Here is a 14,664-nt window from a genome sequence, read left to right as displayed (position 1 = left end):
GAACCGACCACGAGTTCGCCGGCGCAGGGGCTCCACGGGCAGCCGGGTAGCCGGGCGGGCCGGCGGCCGACGGGCTGGGCCGACGGGCTGGCAGCCCGAGCAGCCGGACGGTCGGACGGTCGGCCGGGAGACGCAGGCCCGGTCGGTGATCCACGGAGCGGACACGGCGTCTCGCATGGCGGGAAGCTCCGGTGAGCGGTGGCCCAGGTCGGCCCATCCCGGCTACCGTCGACGACCAAGGTCATGAGTGTCAGCGTCAAGCCCCGGCTCGCTGACCAGCAACCCTCCTCCGCGGTGGGGTGCTCCGGGTGACGACCGGGCCGGCTGCGCCCGCTGCCGGCAAGCGCGGACCCGCGAGCGCCGGGTCCACCGGACCCAGGAGACCCCCGCATGTCGATCGCGACCACCGACCACCACCGGGACGCGGACCCCACCGCCGCCCGTCGCAGCGCACCCCTCGCGCACGCCCGCGCCCAGCACCTGCGTCCGGTGCCGGACGTCCGCAGGAGCGGGTCCGCCCCGCTCGGGGAGACGGGTGCCCTGCCCGCCGTCGTGTCGGAGCGGCTGCTGGTGCCGACGCTGAGCGGCGTCGTCGACTACGCGAACTTCGACCACGCGGCCTCCACCCCGGCGCTGGTCAGCGTCAAGCAGGCCGTCGACACCGCGCTGCGCACGTACTCCTCGGTCCACCGGGGCAACGGCTGGGCCTCGCGCGTGACGTCCTCGTGGTACGAGCAGGCCCGGGCCGAGGTCGCCGCCTTCGTCGGTGCGCGTGAGGGCGACGAGGTCGTCTTCACCCGCAACAGCACCGACTCGTTCAACCTGCTGGCGCGCTGCCTCCCCCGCGACACCTCCGTCTTCGTCTTCGAGTCCGAGCACCACGCGGCGCTGCTGCCCTGGTCCGCTCGGCGCACGCACCGGCTGCCCGTGCCCGGCAGCGCGGCCGACGCCGCCGTGCTCCTGCGCACCGCCCTGCGCGAGCACCCGTCGCGGAACCGGCTCGTCGTCCTGGCCGGCGCCTCGAACGTCACCGGCGAGGTCTGGCCGGTTGCCGAGCTTGCGCGGATCGCCCGACGGGCCGGGGCCCGGGTCGTCCTCGACGCGGCCCAGTACGCCCCGCACCGCACCGTCGACCTCGAGGCCCTCGACGTCGACTGGGTCGTGCTGTCCGGGCACAAGCTGTACGCCCCGTTCGGCACCGGCGTGCTCGCCGGCCGCGCGGACTGGTTGGACGCCGCCGCGCCCTACCTGGCCGGCGGCGGTGCCACCAAGGCCGTGACGGACCGCGGTGTCGTGTGGCAGCAGGGCGCCGCCCGGCACGAGGCGGGCAGCCCGAACGTCATCGGCGCCATCGCCCTGGCCGCAGCCTGCGCGGCCCTCCGGGCGCACCACGACGCGGTCGACGCGCACGAGAACGCCCTCGGCCGGCGCCTGCTCGAGGGCCTGGCCGCGATCGAGGGCGTGCAGACCTACTCGATCTTCGGTGCCGACCACGAGCGGGTCGCCGTCGCGACGTTCACCGTCGACGGGCTCGACTCCGCACTGGTCTCGACCGCACTGTCGGCCGAGCACGGCATCGGCGTGCGCGACGGCAAGTTCTGCGCCCACCTGTGCGTCGACGCGCTGCTCGACGACGTGGACGAGGGGGCGCCGACGACGGCGGTGCGGGCCAGCATCGGCCTGGCGACGACGGCCGAGCACGTCGAGCGGCTGCTGTCCGCCGTGGCCGAGCTCGCCGCGAACGGTCCCGCCGCCGAATACGTGCACGGCCCGTCGGGATGGGCCCCGGCCGAGGACCCGCGTGCCCTCGACGTCGCCCGCCCCTGGTAGCCGGCACACGCCGCGCCCTGCCGGGCCACGCGGCATACCCGCTCCCCACCGCAAAACGGCAGTTGCTGGCACGAAACGGCGGTCCAGAACTGCCGTTTCACGTCCGCAACTGCCGTTTTGCGTGGGTATGCCGGGGCGTCGGTTGACACTCGTGGTTATGGGCTCTAACTTTTGGTTAGGACCTATAACCGAGGAGTCGCCATGACCGCCAGCCCCACGTCAGCCCCACCCCTTCGCACCGTGGGTCGCGCCACCCGGCCCGGCGTCGACCGCGTCGTGGCCGTCGCTGCCGTCGCGTACAGCCTCGCCTGGGCTGCGGGCCTCGCCATCACGTCGACGGGGACGACCGTGAGCTCCTCGGGCAGCGCCGTCGTGGAGGCAGTCGCCGACCGGACGAGCACAGTGGCCCTGCAGTACGTCGTCACCGAGCTGCTGACGGGCGTCGCGCTCCTCGTGACCCTGCGAGCAGTCGCCCGACGCGTGCAGGACCGGGGTGTCGCCGTGCTGGCCGGGGCGGTCACCCTCCTGAGCGCCCTGCAGGGGGTGCTGGGGCTGTGGCTGGCCCTCGTGGCGGTGCCATCGGGCGACGCCGACGTGGCCGGGCTCCTGTCGCAGGCCGTGAACCGCACGGACGGGGTCAAGATGCTGCTCCTCGCGCTGCTGGCCGGTCTCGGCGTCCGGGCGGGCGTTCGCGGCGCCCTTCCCCGGTGGCTGACGCCGGTCGCAGGGCTCCTGGCCCTCTCGGTGGCCGCCTCCGGCGTCGGGTACCTGTTCCTCGTCGACGCGGTGGCCGCCGCGGCCTACGCGTCCCTCCCCCTCCTCATGATCTGGGTCACGGCGGCCGGGCTCTCGGCATCCCGCACCACCTCCGCGTCGCCCGGCACGACCGGGGTGCGCTGAGGTGCCGCGCAGGGGGCTCACCCGGGAGCTGGTCGCCGGGGTCGCGGCGGAGGTCGCCGACGAGATGGGGTTCGACGCGCTGACCCTGTCGGCCGTGGCCCAGCGGCTGGGCGTCTCGCAACCGGCGCTGTACAAGCACGTCCCGGGGATCGACGCCCTGCGGCGCGACGTCGCCGTGCAGGCGGTCGAGGAGCTGGTGCTGGCGATCGGCGACGCCCGTCAGTACCGCCGGGGACGTGCGGCCCTCGAGGCGGTGGCCGTCGCCTACCGCGAGTATGCGGCGCGCCACCCCGGGCGGGTCGCAGCCTCGGTGCGCGCACCGGCCCTGGGCGACGACGAGCACGCCTCAGCGGGTGCACGTGCCGTCGGGGTGCTGGCCGGGGTGCTCGAGGACTACGGCATCGCCGGCACCGACACCGTGCACGCCGTCCGCGCCGTCCGCGCCACCCTGCACGGCTTCGTGGTGCTCGAGGCCGCGGGTGGGTTCGGGCTGCCGGAGTCGGTCGACGAGTCCTTCGACCGCCTGCTGGCCGGCCTCGACCTCGCCCTCAGCCGGCACGTCGCCAAGCCTTCCTGACCCGCGCCGGGCCACGCGGCATACCCGCTCCCCACCGCAAAACGGCAGTTGCTGGCACGAAACGGCGGTCCAGAACTGCCGTTTCACGTCCGCAACTGCCGTTTTGCGTGGGTATGCCGGGTGCCCGCCGCACGGGGCAGGTGGCCGGCGGGGGGGTCAGGCCTGGATGACGACGGGGATGATCATGGGGCGGCGGCGGATCTTGCCACCGACCCAGCTGCCGAGCGCCCGGCGCATGACCTGCTCGAGCTGGTAGGACTCGGTGACGCCCTTGCCGGTCGCCTCCGCGAGCGCCTGCTCGATCTTCGGCCGCACCTGGTTGAAGATCTCGTCGTCCTCGGCGAACCCGCGGGCCTGGATCTCCGGGCCGGCGGCGATCTTCCCGGTGGCGGCGTCCATGACGACGATGACCGAGATGAAGCCCTCGTCGCGCAGGATCCGCCGGTCCTTGAGCAGCGCCTCGTCGAACTCGCCCACCGACGACCCGTCGACGTAGGTGTAGCCGCACGGGACGGCCCCGACGATCCGGGCGCGGCCGTCGACGAGGTCGACGACGACGCCGTCCTCGGCCACGACGATGTTGTCGCGGTCGACGCCGGTCTGCTCGGCGAGGGCGGCGTTGGCCACGAGGTGGCGCCACTCCCCGTGCACGGGCATGACGTTGCGGGGCTTGACGATGTTGTAGCAGTAGAGCAGCTCGCCGGCGCTGGCGTGGCCCGAGACGTGCACCTTGGCGTTGCCCTTGTGCACGACGTTCGCGCCCAGGCGCATGAGGCCGTTGATGACGCGGTAGACGGCGTTCTCGTTGCCGGGGATGAGCGACGACGCGAGGAGTACGGTGTCGCCGGGGCCCACGTCGATCCGGTGGTCGCGGTTGGCCATGCGGGACAGGGCCGCCATCGGCTCGCCCTGCGAGCCGGTGCAGATGAGGACCACCCGGTCGTCGGGCAGGTCGTCGAGCTTCTTGACGTCGACGAGCACGTTGTCCGGGACGTGCAGGTAGCCGAGGTCGGCGGCGATGCCCATGTTGCGGACCATGGAGCGCCCGACCATCGCGACCTTGCGCCCGGACTTCTCGGCGGCGTCGAGGACCTGCTGGACGCGGTGCACGTGCGAGGAGAAGCAGGCGACGATGATGCGGCGCTCGGCGTGCCGGAAGACCTTGTCGATCGCCGGGGCGATGTCGCGCTCGGGCGTCGTGAACCCGGGGACCTCGGCGTTGGTCGAGTCGGTCATGAACAGGTCGACGCCCTCCTCCCCCAGCCGGGCGAACGCCCGCAGGTCGGTGAGGCGGCGGTCCAGCGGCAGCTGGTCCATCTTGAAGTCGCCGGTGTGCAGGATCGTCCCGCCGGGCGTGCGCACGAAGACGGCCAGCGCGTCGGGGATCGAGTGGTTGACGGCCACGAACTCGCAGTCGAAGACGCCGAGCCGCTCGCGCATCCCCTCCTTGACGCCGAGGGTGTACGGCGTGATCCGGTGCTCCTTGAGCTTCGCCTCGACCAGGGCGAGGGTCAGCATGGAGCCCACCAGCGGGATGTCGGGCTTGAGCCGGAGAAGGTACGGCACCGCGCCGATGTGGTCCTCGTGGCCGTGCGTGAGCACGATCGCCTGGACGTCGTCGAGCCGGTCCTCGATGTACTCGAAGTCGGGCAGGATCAGGTCGACGCCCGGGTGGTGGTCCTCGGGGAAGAGCACGCCGCAGTCGATGACCAGGAGCTGCCCGGCGTGCTCGATGACGGCCATGTTGCGGCCGACCTCGCCGAGGCCGCCCAGGGCGACGATGCGCACACCGCCGTCGACGAGCGGAGCGGGTGCGGCCAGCTCGGGGTGGGGGTGGCTCACAGGAGACCAGACTCCTTGAGGCCGGCGCGCAGCGCCTCGAGGTGCTCCGGTGGCGACTCGACCAACGGCAGCCGGACCGTCGCGTGCTCGATCACCCCGAGCTCGACGAGGGCGGCCTTGGCCATGATCGCGCCCTGGGAGGGCGTCATGATCGCCTCCACCGCCGGGATCAGCCGCTCGTGCACCTCGCGCGCCGCGGCCAGGTCCCCGGCGTCGACGGCGGCCAGCATCGCGGCATACTCACGCCCGGCCACGTGGCCCACGACGCTCACGGTGCCGATCGCACCGAGCGCCAGCCACGGCAGCGTGGTGGCGTCGTCGCCGGAGAAGTAGAGCAGGTCGGTGGCGGCAAGCACCTTGCTCGTCTCGAACGCGTTGCCCTTGGCGTCCTTGACCGCGCGGATGGTCGGCACCTGCGCCAGCTCGAGCAGCGTGGCGGTCGTGAACGGTATGCCGGTGCGGCCGGGGATGTCGTAGAGCATCACCGGGAGCTCGGTGGCCGCGGCGACGGCCTTGCAGTGGGCGACGAGCCCGGGCTGCGTGGGCTTGTTGTAGTAGGGGCTGACGAGCAGCAGACCGGTCGCCCCGGCGTCCTGCGCCCGGTGGGCCATCTCGACGCTGTGGGCGGTGTTGTTGGAGCCGACCCCGGCCACGACCTGGGCGCGGCCGCCCACGGTGTCCGCGACGAGCCGGACCATGGCGATGCTCTCGTCGTCGCTCAGCGTGGCCGACTCCCCCGTCGTGCCGTTGACGACGATGCCGTCGTGGCCGGTGTCGAGCAGGTGGGCCACGAGCCGGCGCGCGCCCTCCTCGTCCAGGCTGCCGTCCGGGCGCATCGGGCTGACCATGGCCGTCAGGAGGCGGCCGAACGGGCTGTGCGTGCTCATGCCTGCAGGCTATCGCCCCGGGCGGCCGGCTCCCGTCCCGGCGCCGCACCCACGTCCCGAGAACGGCGGGAACCCGGCGCCAGCTGGCACTCCCGCGCCGTTGCCCGGCTCGGCCCCGGCGCCCTCCCGCGCCGTTGCCTCGGTCGCGGGTCCGCTCCGGGATACCCTGCGAGCGTGCAGCAGTACCTCGACCTCCTCGACCACGTCCTCACCACCGGGGTGGACAAGTCCGACCGCACGGGGACGGGCACGCGCTCGGTCTTCGGCTACCAGATGCGGTTCGACCTGGCCGAGGGGTTCCCGGTCCTGACGACCAAGAGGCTGCACCTGAAGTCGATCATCGGCGAGCTCATCTGGTTCCTGCGCGGCGACTCCAACGTCCGCTGGCTGCAGGAGCGCGGCATCACCATCTGGGACGAGTGGGCCGACGAGAACGGCGACCTCGGACCCGTCTACGGCTACCAGTGGCGGTCCTGGCCCACGCCCGACGGCCGGCACGTCGACCAGATCGCCAAGGTCATCGAGTCGATCCGCACCAACCCCGACTCCCGACGCCACATCGTCAGCGCGTGGAACGTCGCCGACGTCGACGACATGGCACTGCCGCCGTGCCACACGATGTTCCAGTTCTACGTCACGCCCGCGACGGACGGGCGGCGGGCGAGGCTGTCGTGCCAGCTGTACCAGCGGTCGGCCGACATCTTCCTCGGCGTCCCGTTCAACATCGCGTCCTACGCCCTGCTCACCATGGTCGTCGCGCAGCTGACCGACCTCGAGCCGGGCGAGTTCGTGCACACCCTGGGCGACGCGCACCTGTACTCGAACCACTTCGAGCAGGCCCGGCTGCAGCTGACCCGAGAGCCGCTCCCCCTGCCCACCATGCGGATCACGCCGCACGCCTCGATCGACGACTACGACCTCGGCGACTTCGAGCTCGTGGGCTACGAGGCCCACCCCTCGATCAAGGCACCGATCGCCGTATGACGTCGGTGACGCTCATCGCGGCGGTCGGGCGCAACGGCGTCATCGGCGCCGACAACGACATGCCGTGGCACCTCCCCGAGGACTTCGCGTTCTTCAAGCGGACCACGATGGGCCACCCGATGGTCATGGGGCGCAGGACGTTCGACTCGATCGGCCGGGTGCTGCCGGGCCGCCGCACCATCGTCATCACCCGCCAGCCCGACTGGTCGCACGCCGACGTCGAGACCGCCCACTCGCTGAGCGAGGCCCTGGCCCTGGCCGGCCCTGCCGACGAGGTGTTCGTGTGCGGGGGCGGGCAGGTCTACGCCGAGGCGATGCCGTTCGCGCAGCGGCTGCTCATCACCGAGGTCGACCAGGCGCCCGAGGGCGACGTCACCTTCCCCGAGATCGACCGGGCCCACTGGCGCGAGGTGAGCCGCGAGCGCCGCGACGGCTTCAGCTGGGTCGCCTACGAGCGCGCCTGACCCGTCGCGCAGCACTCACAGCGGCGTCGGCGCGACGGCGTCACGACCGGCACACGGGGCCGCGCACGTTCCCGCGCAGCCCGGCTGGGAGGATGGCGGCCATGGCGCACGACCACCCGCACCCGCCCGGACCGCTCGCCGACGCGAGCGTGCGCACCGCCCGTGAGACCGACGCGCCGGCCGTGGGCCTGGTGCAGGCGACCGTCTTCCGTGAGGCGTATGCCGGGGTGCTCCCCGGTGAGGTCGTGGACGGCTTCGAGCCGCAGGCCTTCGCGAGCGCCTGGCGGCGGTCGCTGGCCTCCCCACCGAGCGGGGTCTACCGGCTGCTCGTGGCCTGCGCCGGGGACCAGGTCGTCGGGTTCGCCTCGATCGGGCCGAGCCAGGACCCCGACGCCTCGCCCGAGACCGGGGAGCTGAGCGTGCTCGGGGTGCACCCGCAGGCGCGGCGCAGCGGACACGGGTCGCGCCTGCTCAACGCCGCCGTCGACACGCTGCGCGGTGCCGGGGCCGAGGCCCTCTCCACGTGGGTCATGGCCGACGACGAGGCGACCCGGGCGTTCCTCATGACCGCGGGTCTGCACCCCGACGGCGCGTTCCGCGACCGGGTCGTCTCCCCCGACGGGGCGACCGCGCGCGAGGTCCGGCTGGTCGCCGACATCACCGCCCCACCGCCGGCATGACCACCGGGGCGCTCGCAGCGGGGCGCCGACGGCAGGTGCTGCGCCAGGCCGCGTCGGTGTCCGTGGCGACGGGCGCCTACGGCATCAGCTTCGGAGCCCTGGCCGTCGCCGCCGGGCTCAACACCTGGCAGGCGCAGGTGCTGTCGCTGCTGATGTTCACCGGCGGCTCCCAGTTCGCCTTCGTCGGCATCCTGGCGAGCGCGCCGACCGCCGGCCTCACGGCGGTGGCGACCGCCACCCTGCTCGGCATCCGCAACGGCCTCTACGGCCTGCAGGTGTCCCGGCTCCTGGGCACCCGCGGCCCCCGCCGGCTGCTGGCCGCCCACCTCACCATCGACGAGTCCACCGCCGTCGGCGTCGGCCAGCCGGAGGCGACCGCGGGGCGGCTGGGGTTCTGGGCCACCGGGCTCGGGGTCTTCCTCTGCTGGAACGCCATGACGCTCGTGGGCGCTCTCGTCGGCACGCAGATCGGCGACCCTCGCACCTACGGCCTCGACGCCGCGGCTGCCGCGGCCTTCTGCGCCCTGCTCTGGCCGCGCCTGAAGTCGTGGGACGCCTTCGCGATCGCCGCCCTGGCGGCCCTGGTCTCGGTCCTCGTCGCCCCGCACGCGCCCGCCGGCGTCCCGGTCCTGGTGGCTGCGCTGTGCGCGCTGGTCGCGGGCGTGTGGCGCCGGGCGCACCAGGACCCGCGACCGCCGCACCACTGGAGCGACGAGGAGCCGACCCCGTGAGCACGTGGACCGCCGTCCTGCTCGGCTGCGCACTGGCATACCTGCTCAAGGTCCTGGGCCACGTCGTGCCGGTGCGCTGGCTGGAGGGCGAGCGCACGGCTCGGGTGACGTCCGCGCTCCCCATCGCGCTTCTCGCCGCGCTCGTGGCGGTGCAGACCTTCACGAACACCCGGGGTGACCTGACGGTCGACGCGCGCGCCGTGGCCGTCGCGGTGGCGGTCGTGGCGCTGCTGCTGCGCGCGCCGTTCCTCGTGGTCGTGGTCCTGGCTGCCCTCACCGCGGCCCTGCTGCGCCTGGCCGGCATGGCCTAGGCCCAGGGCCGCCCGGCCGAACGGCGCGTCGCGTTGGGGCCACCCGTGCCGCTTTCGTCACCAATGGCCCCCGACCGGTCCGGGTGAGGGCCATTCGTGCCACTTCCGGCACCCACCACAGGCCGCCGCCGCGCTCGCCGTCCTGGCGGCCGCAACGCCCGGGAGCGTCGGCCGCCCCGGAGCACTGGGCGGGTTCAGGACCGCTGGGCTCGCCAGGCGCGCACGGCGGCCCGGTAGTGCTGCTGCTCTCCGGCCCGGTCCTTCCCGACCCGGCACTCCTCCGCCAGCTCGAGCTCCTGCACCACCTGCGGCGCCGCGTTCCCGGCCTGCGCCTCGGCCAGCATCCGCGACCCGTCCCGTGCCAGGCGGACCAGCGGCACCATCGCCAGCAGCGCGACGACCGGCACGAGCACCACGCCGAGCCCGAGCAGCACCGGCACGAGACGCCCGTCGGCGATCAGGGCGAAGCCGCGCCAGCCGATCGTGGCGGAGTAGAACGCGAGGACGACCAGCAGGACGACCGCGGTGACCTTCTCGCGCACTCAGTCCCCCAGGCCGAGGTAGTGCTCGAGGCCGACGGTCACCCCGGGGTGGTCGGCGACGCCGCGCACGCCGGCCAGGACGCCGGGCATGAACGACTCGCGGTCGAAGGAGTCGTGCCGGATCGTGAGCAACTCACCCGGGCCCCCGAGCAGCACCTCCTGGTGCGCGACGAGACCGCGCAGGCGCACCGAGTGCACCGGTATGCCGTCGACGCGTGCGCCGCGCGCCCCGTCCGGGTCGTGCGTGGTGGCGTCCGGGACGTCGCCGAGCCCGGCGTCGCGCCGCGCCTCGCCGATCATGCGGGCCGTGCGGGCCGCGGTCCCGGAGGGGGCGTCGACCTTGGCCGGGTGGTGCAGCTCGACCACCTCGACCGACTCGAAGAACCGCGCCGCCTCGGCGGCGAAGCGCATCATGAGGATCGCGCCGATCGCGAAGTTGGGGGCGATGAGCACGCCCACCCGCGGGTGGTCGGCGAGCTGCTCGCGGAGGGTGCCGAGGCGGGCGTCGTCCCAGCCGGTCGTGCCCACGACGACGTGCACGTCCCGCTCGAGGCAGTGGGCGACCACGGCCGGCGACGAGTCGGGCACGGTCAGGTCGACGACCACCTGCGCCCCGCCGAGGTCGCCGAGGTCGTCGCCCCGGCCGTAGCGGCCCACGAGCTCGAGGTCGCCGGCCGCCTCGACCGCGAGGCAGGCCTGCTGCCCCATCCGGCCGTTCGCGCCGACCACTGCCACCCGCGTCGTGCCACCCCGCGTCGTCTCGCTCACCGGGCCAGCCTAACGACGCGCCTCGTGCCGGCACGGCCCGGCATCCCGGTACCCCGGGACGACCCCTCGCGACGCCCGGCCGCACACCACGGCGGGCCCGCCCCCACCGGGGACGGGCCCGCCGTGCCGCGCACGCGGCACACCGACCGCGCTCTACGAGCTCACTGCTTCACGAAGGCCTTGAGGCCCAGCACGACCGGGTCGTGGTCCGAGGCACGGTAGGGGCCCGGGTCGTGGAAGTCCGTGGCGTGGTAGTTGAACCGGCTGTACTCCAGGGCCACGGACTCACCGGAGTTGATGTTCCAGTGGTCGGCCCCCGTCGACATCCGCAGGCCGTAGTCGTTGACGAGGATGTGGTCCAGCGATCCGGACAGGCCGCTGAAGGAGTACGAGTAGCTGGTCGGGTCGAAGGTCGAGCCGACGTCGGTGTAGCCCGCCTTGTAGAGCACGTCCAGCGGGTCCTCCTTGGTGTAGGAGTTGTAGTCGCCGGCCATGACCACGGCCTTCGCGCCGTACTCCGCAGCCACGCCGGGCACCCAGTCGCGCAGGGCCTGCGCCTGCAGGATGCGGCTGGTCACCGACGAGCCCTGCCCGTCGCCGGTGTCCTCGTCGCCGGGGAACGGCCCGGGCGAGCCCTTGGACTTGAAGTGGTTGACGACGAACAGGAACTTGTCGCCCTTGCCGTACTTCGCCTTGAACGTCTGGGCGATGGGCTCCCGCGCGTTGACGAAGGCCTGCCCGTCACCGCTCTGGTCCCCCAGCGCCCGCGACCGGTCGACCCGCATGACGCTGGCCGGCTTGTAGATCATGGCCGAGGTGATGACGTCCTGCTGGTCCAGCGGGGGCAGGTCCGTCGACGAGGGCACGAACGCCCACGTGCCGGCGCCCGCCTTGGCGTTGAGGCTGGCGACGAGCGACGCGAGGGCCGCGTCACGGTCGTGGCCGAACTTGGCCGAGTTCTCGATCTCCATCAGGCCCACGACGTCGGCGTCGAGCGCGGTGATGGCCGAGACCTCCTTCTCGGTCTGGCGGGCGAGGTCGGCGCTGTCCCACGCACCGCGCTGCTCGCAGCCGGTGCGCACGGTGTCGCCGTTGTCGTCGCGGTCGTAGTACGCCTGGCAGCTCGGGTCCTGGTCACCGAGGTCGGTGAAGTAGTTCAGGACGTTGAACGAGGCGACCTTGAGGTCGGCGGTGCCACGCTGGTTGATGTCCCCCGCGTCGGGCGCAGCGGTGCGCGTGTCGGCGAAGGTGGCCGGCGAGGCGGCGTTGTCCGGCCCCACGACCTGCTCGGTCGGCTGGAAGCGCCACAGGTCGAACCGGTAGTCGACGACGACCGGCTTGGTGAACGTGGCGGCGGCCCCCACCCGCACCGGCTTGGTGTTCGAGACGTATGCCGGGGTGAGGTCGCCGTTGAGCAGGCACGGCACCGGGCGGGTGCCGCAGGCGCCCGCGCTGTAGCTGCTCGCGGTGAAGTTGCTCGACGAGCCGTCGTCGAGGGTGACCTTGCGCTCGGCGTTGTCCGCGACCACCGCTGCAGCCTCGGGGCTGCCCGGCGTGGCGACCTCGGTGTTCTGCAGGAGCGGGTGGTCGCCGACGGCCAGGCCGACCTCGCCGTACTGGTTGGTGCCGAACGTGTTGGTGACGGTGTAGCCGCCCGTCGGCTGGAACAGCATGCCCTCGATGGACTCGCGACCTGCGTCGGTCTTCGGCCACGGGACGGTCAGCGGCTGCACGGGGCTGAAGTCGCTGCCCGCGTCGACGATGTCGGCACCAGAGGCGGTGACCTCCGTCAGGCCCCCGAACTCGCTGACCTTGCCGGTCACCTGCACGTAGTTGCCGACGACCGCGTCGGCATCGAGCGGAGTGCTCGAGCCGGACTGGAACACGAAGACGCCGTCCGAGGCCCCGCTCGGGTCGGGCTCGGGGCCGGTCCCCTCCGTCTGGAGGAAGAAGCCGTGGAAGCCGCCCGTGGGGTATGCCGCGGTGACGACGCCCTCGAGGACGACGTTCTGGCCGACCAGCGGGGAGGTGTCACCCGTGCCCTGGACCTCGGCGATCGTCTTCTCGACGGGGGTCCCGGGGGGTGGGGTGCCACCGGCGCCGGGCGTGGGCGTCCCCGCCTTGAAGTCCGCGGCGTTGTCGGCGGTGTTCGTGCTGGTCGTGTTGCGCGAGACCGACGTGGCGTTGGAGGTGCCCGGTGCGGCGCCGCTGCCGGCCCAGTCGCTGGCAGCCCCCCAGCCGACGAAGTCGAGGACCTGGGGCAGGTTGGAGCAGCCGGTCGCCCCCTTGGTGGGCGAGCAGACGGTGGACGTCAGCAGGGTCGTGTTGTTCACCAGGGCGACCTTGCCGGTGGTGCCGCTCATGGCGATCGTGCCGTCCTGGTCGGTGGTGATGCCGGGCAGTGTGCGGTCGCTGCCGAAGGCCTCACCGACGAGGAAGCGCCCACCCGGCGGGATCGAGCCCGTCAGGTCGGTCTTGCCCGAGAACGAGCCGCTCGACGACGCGTACTGGACGGACCACCCGTCGAGGGAGACGGCAGAGGTGGTCTTGTTGACCAGCTCGATGAAGTCGCGGTTGTACGGCGCGCCGGAGTTGCCGCCGCCCCCGTAGACCTCGTTGATCACGACGGCAGCCGACGGCGACGGCGCCGCTCCCGCGCTCGTCGCGGCCGTGGTCACGACCCCTGCGGCGAGGGCGGTCGCCCCCACCACCCCCATCACTTTCCTGCGTTGTACGCGCACAGCACTCCTCCAGAGCCCACAGCGGATCGGCGGCCACGGACATGCGGATCCGGGCCCGGAGGGGCATCGAACCACGTCCCCGGCGAGCGGGGAACGGCTGTGAGGAGGAGGAAGGGTAAAGGTCAGGTCAGGTTTTCCAGCGGCACAGCGACGTCGGCGAGCCGGTCGGGGTCGACCTGCGCACGCGAGCGGATCAGGGCCTCGACGGCGTCGCCCACGTCCCAGACGTTGACGTTCATGCCGGCGGTCACGACCCCGCCACGGAGCCAGAACGCCATGAACTCACGACCGGGCAGGTCACCGCGGACCACGACGTCGTCGTCGGGGCTGCCGAGGCCGCGGTACTCCAGACCCAGGTCGTACTGGTCGCTGAAGAAGAACGGCAGCTCCGGCTCGGGGCCGTCCTGGTCGAGCATGGCCGCGACGACGACCTGCGGCTGGTTGAGCGCGTTGGCCCAGTGCTCCACCCGGACGCGCCGACCGAGGAAGGGGTGCTCGACGTTGGCGACGTCGCCGACGACGAACACGTCCGGGTCGCTCGTGCGGCCGACCGCGTCGGCCAGCACCCCGTTGTCGACCTCGAGGCCGGCGTCCTGCGCGAGCTCGACGTTCGGGGCGGCGCCCACGCCGACCACGACCACGTCCGCGTCGAGGACCGTGCCGTCCCCCAGCCGCACGCCGGTCACGTGGCCGTCCTCGCCGACCAGCTCCTCGACGGTGACGTGGGTGCGCAGGTCGACGCCGTGGTCGCGGTGCAGGTCGGCGAAGACCCGGGCCACCCGCTGGCCGAGCACCCGCACGAGCGGCAGGTCGAGCGCCTCGAGCACCGTCACCTCGGCGCCGGCCTCGCGGGCGGCCGACGCCACCTCGAGGCCGATCCACCCGCCGCCGACGAGCACGACCCGACGCCCCTCGCGCAGCTCGGCGCGCAGCCGGTCGCTGTCCTCGATGGTGCGCAGGGTGAGGACGCCGTCGAGGTCCGCACCCGGCAGGTCGAGGCGGCGGGGCGTGCTTCCGGTGGCCAGGAGGAGCCGGTCGTACTGGAGCCGCTCCCCACCCTCGAGCACGACCGCGTGGGCGCCACGGTCGACCGACGCCACCCGGGTGCCGGTGCGCACGTCGACGTCGTGCCCGGCATACCAGCCCTCGTCGTGGACGAACGCGTCGTCGAGCCCCTCCCCGGTCTTGAGGTAGTCCTTGGACAGCGGCGGGCGCTCGTACGGCAGGTGGTCCTCCCCCGCGAGGAGCACCACCCGGCCCTCGAAGCCGCGCTCGCGCAGCTGCTCCGCCGCCTTGGCCCCTGCGAGCCCGCCACCCACCACCACGAACGTCCGGTCGTCAGCCATGGGGCCAGCATTCGGCGCGCCCCCGCCAACCGCAAGCGGGCCGGCACACCTCGTGGTGTGC

The 14,664-nt window shown here is 73.2% G+C and carries 14 protein-coding genes and 1 riboswitch; of the genes, 8 read left to right on the top strand and 6 right to left on the bottom strand.

Features of this window, described 5'->3' with window-relative positions; all coding sequences use genetic code 11:
* Positions 1–239 precede the first annotated feature (239 nt).
* A riboswitch (SAM riboswitch) is annotated at positions 240–352 on the top strand.
* A 38-nt stretch (positions 353–390) separates the two neighbouring features.
* The 3 genes from ACFUC1_RS17590 to ACFUC1_RS17580 all read left to right on the top strand — a co-directional run bounded on the left by ACFUC1_RS17590 (position 391) and on the right by ACFUC1_RS17580 (position 3,307).
* The gene (locus tag ACFUC1_RS17590; RefSeq protein WP_379122112.1) at positions 391–1,830 is read left to right on the top strand and encodes an aminotransferase class V-fold PLP-dependent enzyme; all 1,440 of its coding nucleotides are present in this window, start codon (positions 391–393) and stop codon (positions 1,828–1,830) included.
* Positions 1,831–2,031: 201 nt separating this feature from the next.
* On the top strand, positions 2,032–2,730 hold the full coding sequence (locus ACFUC1_RS17585) for a hypothetical protein (RefSeq protein ID WP_379122110.1): 699 nt from the start codon (positions 2,032–2,034) through the stop codon (positions 2,728–2,730).
* 1 nt (position 2,731) lies between these two features.
* Entirely contained in the window at positions 2,732–3,307 is a 576-nt protein-coding gene (locus ACFUC1_RS17580) for a TetR/AcrR family transcriptional regulator (RefSeq protein WP_379122108.1), read from the top strand.
* Between the two features lie 156 nt (positions 3,308–3,463).
* Here ACFUC1_RS17580 and ACFUC1_RS17575 read toward each other — a convergent pair whose 3' ends face one another.
* Together ACFUC1_RS17575 and dapA are read right to left on the bottom strand one after the other, a co-directional pair.
* Positions 3,464–5,149, bottom strand: coding sequence for a ribonuclease J (locus ACFUC1_RS17575; RefSeq protein WP_379122106.1), 1,686 nt, complete (start codon positions 5,147–5,149; stop codon positions 3,464–3,466).
* A complete protein-coding gene (gene dapA / locus ACFUC1_RS17570) occupies positions 5,146–6,036 on the bottom strand; it encodes a 4-hydroxy-tetrahydrodipicolinate synthase (RefSeq protein WP_379122104.1) in 891 nt (296 codons plus the stop codon). The genes ACFUC1_RS17575 and dapA overlap by 4 nt, the downstream gene beginning before the upstream one ends.
* 174 nt (positions 6,037–6,210) lie before the next feature.
* Here dapA and ACFUC1_RS17565 point away from each other — a divergent pair, with 174 nt between their 5' ends.
* From ACFUC1_RS17565 to ACFUC1_RS17545, 5 genes are all read left to right on the top strand, one after another.
* The gene (locus ACFUC1_RS17565) at positions 6,211–7,020 is read left to right on the top strand and encodes a thymidylate synthase (RefSeq protein ID WP_379122102.1); all 810 of its coding nucleotides are present in this window, start codon (positions 6,211–6,213) and stop codon (positions 7,018–7,020) included.
* Positions 7,017–7,484 carry a dihydrofolate reductase gene (locus ACFUC1_RS17560; protein WP_379122100.1) on the top strand — a complete coding sequence of 156 codons (468 nt, stop codon included), beginning with the start codon at positions 7,017–7,019 and terminating at the stop codon, positions 7,482–7,484. Before ACFUC1_RS17565 ends, ACFUC1_RS17560 begins: the two co-directional genes overlap by 4 nt.
* Positions 7,485–7,585: 101 nt before the next feature.
* Entirely contained in the window at positions 7,586–8,164 is a 579-nt protein-coding gene (locus ACFUC1_RS17555; protein ID WP_379122098.1) for a GNAT family N-acetyltransferase, read from the top strand.
* Positions 8,161–8,895: an AzlC family ABC transporter permease gene (locus ACFUC1_RS17550; RefSeq protein ID WP_379122096.1), complete on the top strand. Its 735-nt coding sequence runs from the start codon at positions 8,161–8,163 to the stop codon at positions 8,893–8,895. The genes ACFUC1_RS17555 and ACFUC1_RS17550 overlap by 4 nt, the downstream gene beginning before the upstream one ends.
* On the top strand, positions 8,892–9,206 hold the full coding sequence (locus tag ACFUC1_RS17545) for an AzlD domain-containing protein (protein ID WP_379122094.1): 315 nt from the start codon (positions 8,892–8,894) through the stop codon (positions 9,204–9,206). The genes ACFUC1_RS17550 and ACFUC1_RS17545 overlap by 4 nt, the downstream gene beginning before the upstream one ends.
* A 194-nt stretch (positions 9,207–9,400) precedes the next feature.
* Here ACFUC1_RS17545 and ACFUC1_RS17540 read toward each other — a convergent pair whose 3' ends face one another.
* The 4 genes from ACFUC1_RS17540 to ACFUC1_RS17525 all read right to left on the bottom strand — a co-directional run bounded on the left by ACFUC1_RS17540 (position 9,401) and on the right by ACFUC1_RS17525 (position 14,603).
* A complete protein-coding gene (locus ACFUC1_RS17540) occupies positions 9,401–9,748 on the bottom strand; it encodes a hypothetical protein (RefSeq protein ID WP_379122092.1) in 348 nt (115 codons plus the stop codon).
* Positions 9,749–10,516 carry a 4-hydroxy-tetrahydrodipicolinate reductase gene (dapB, locus tag ACFUC1_RS17535; protein ID WP_379122090.1) on the bottom strand — a complete coding sequence of 256 codons (768 nt, stop codon included), beginning with the start codon at positions 10,514–10,516 and terminating at the stop codon, positions 9,749–9,751. It abuts the gene before it with no gap.
* Positions 10,517–10,677: 161 nt separating this feature from the next.
* Entirely contained in the window at positions 10,678–13,233 is a 2,556-nt protein-coding gene (locus ACFUC1_RS17530) for an ExeM/NucH family extracellular endonuclease (protein WP_379122114.1), read from the bottom strand.
* 146 nt (positions 13,234–13,379) lie between these two features.
* Positions 13,380–14,603: an NAD(P)/FAD-dependent oxidoreductase gene (locus ACFUC1_RS17525; protein WP_379122088.1), complete on the bottom strand. Its 1,224-nt coding sequence runs from the start codon at positions 14,601–14,603 to the stop codon at positions 13,380–13,382.
* Positions 14,604–14,664: the final 61 nt, after the last annotated feature.

It is taken from the genome of Pedococcus sp. NPDC057267, from assembly GCF_042668795.1.
Lineage (GTDB): Bacteria > Actinomycetota > Actinomycetes > Actinomycetales > Dermatophilaceae > Pedococcus.
The sequence above is the reverse complement of the archived record's forward strand: the minus strand, read 5'-3'. Positions and strand labels throughout refer to the sequence as shown.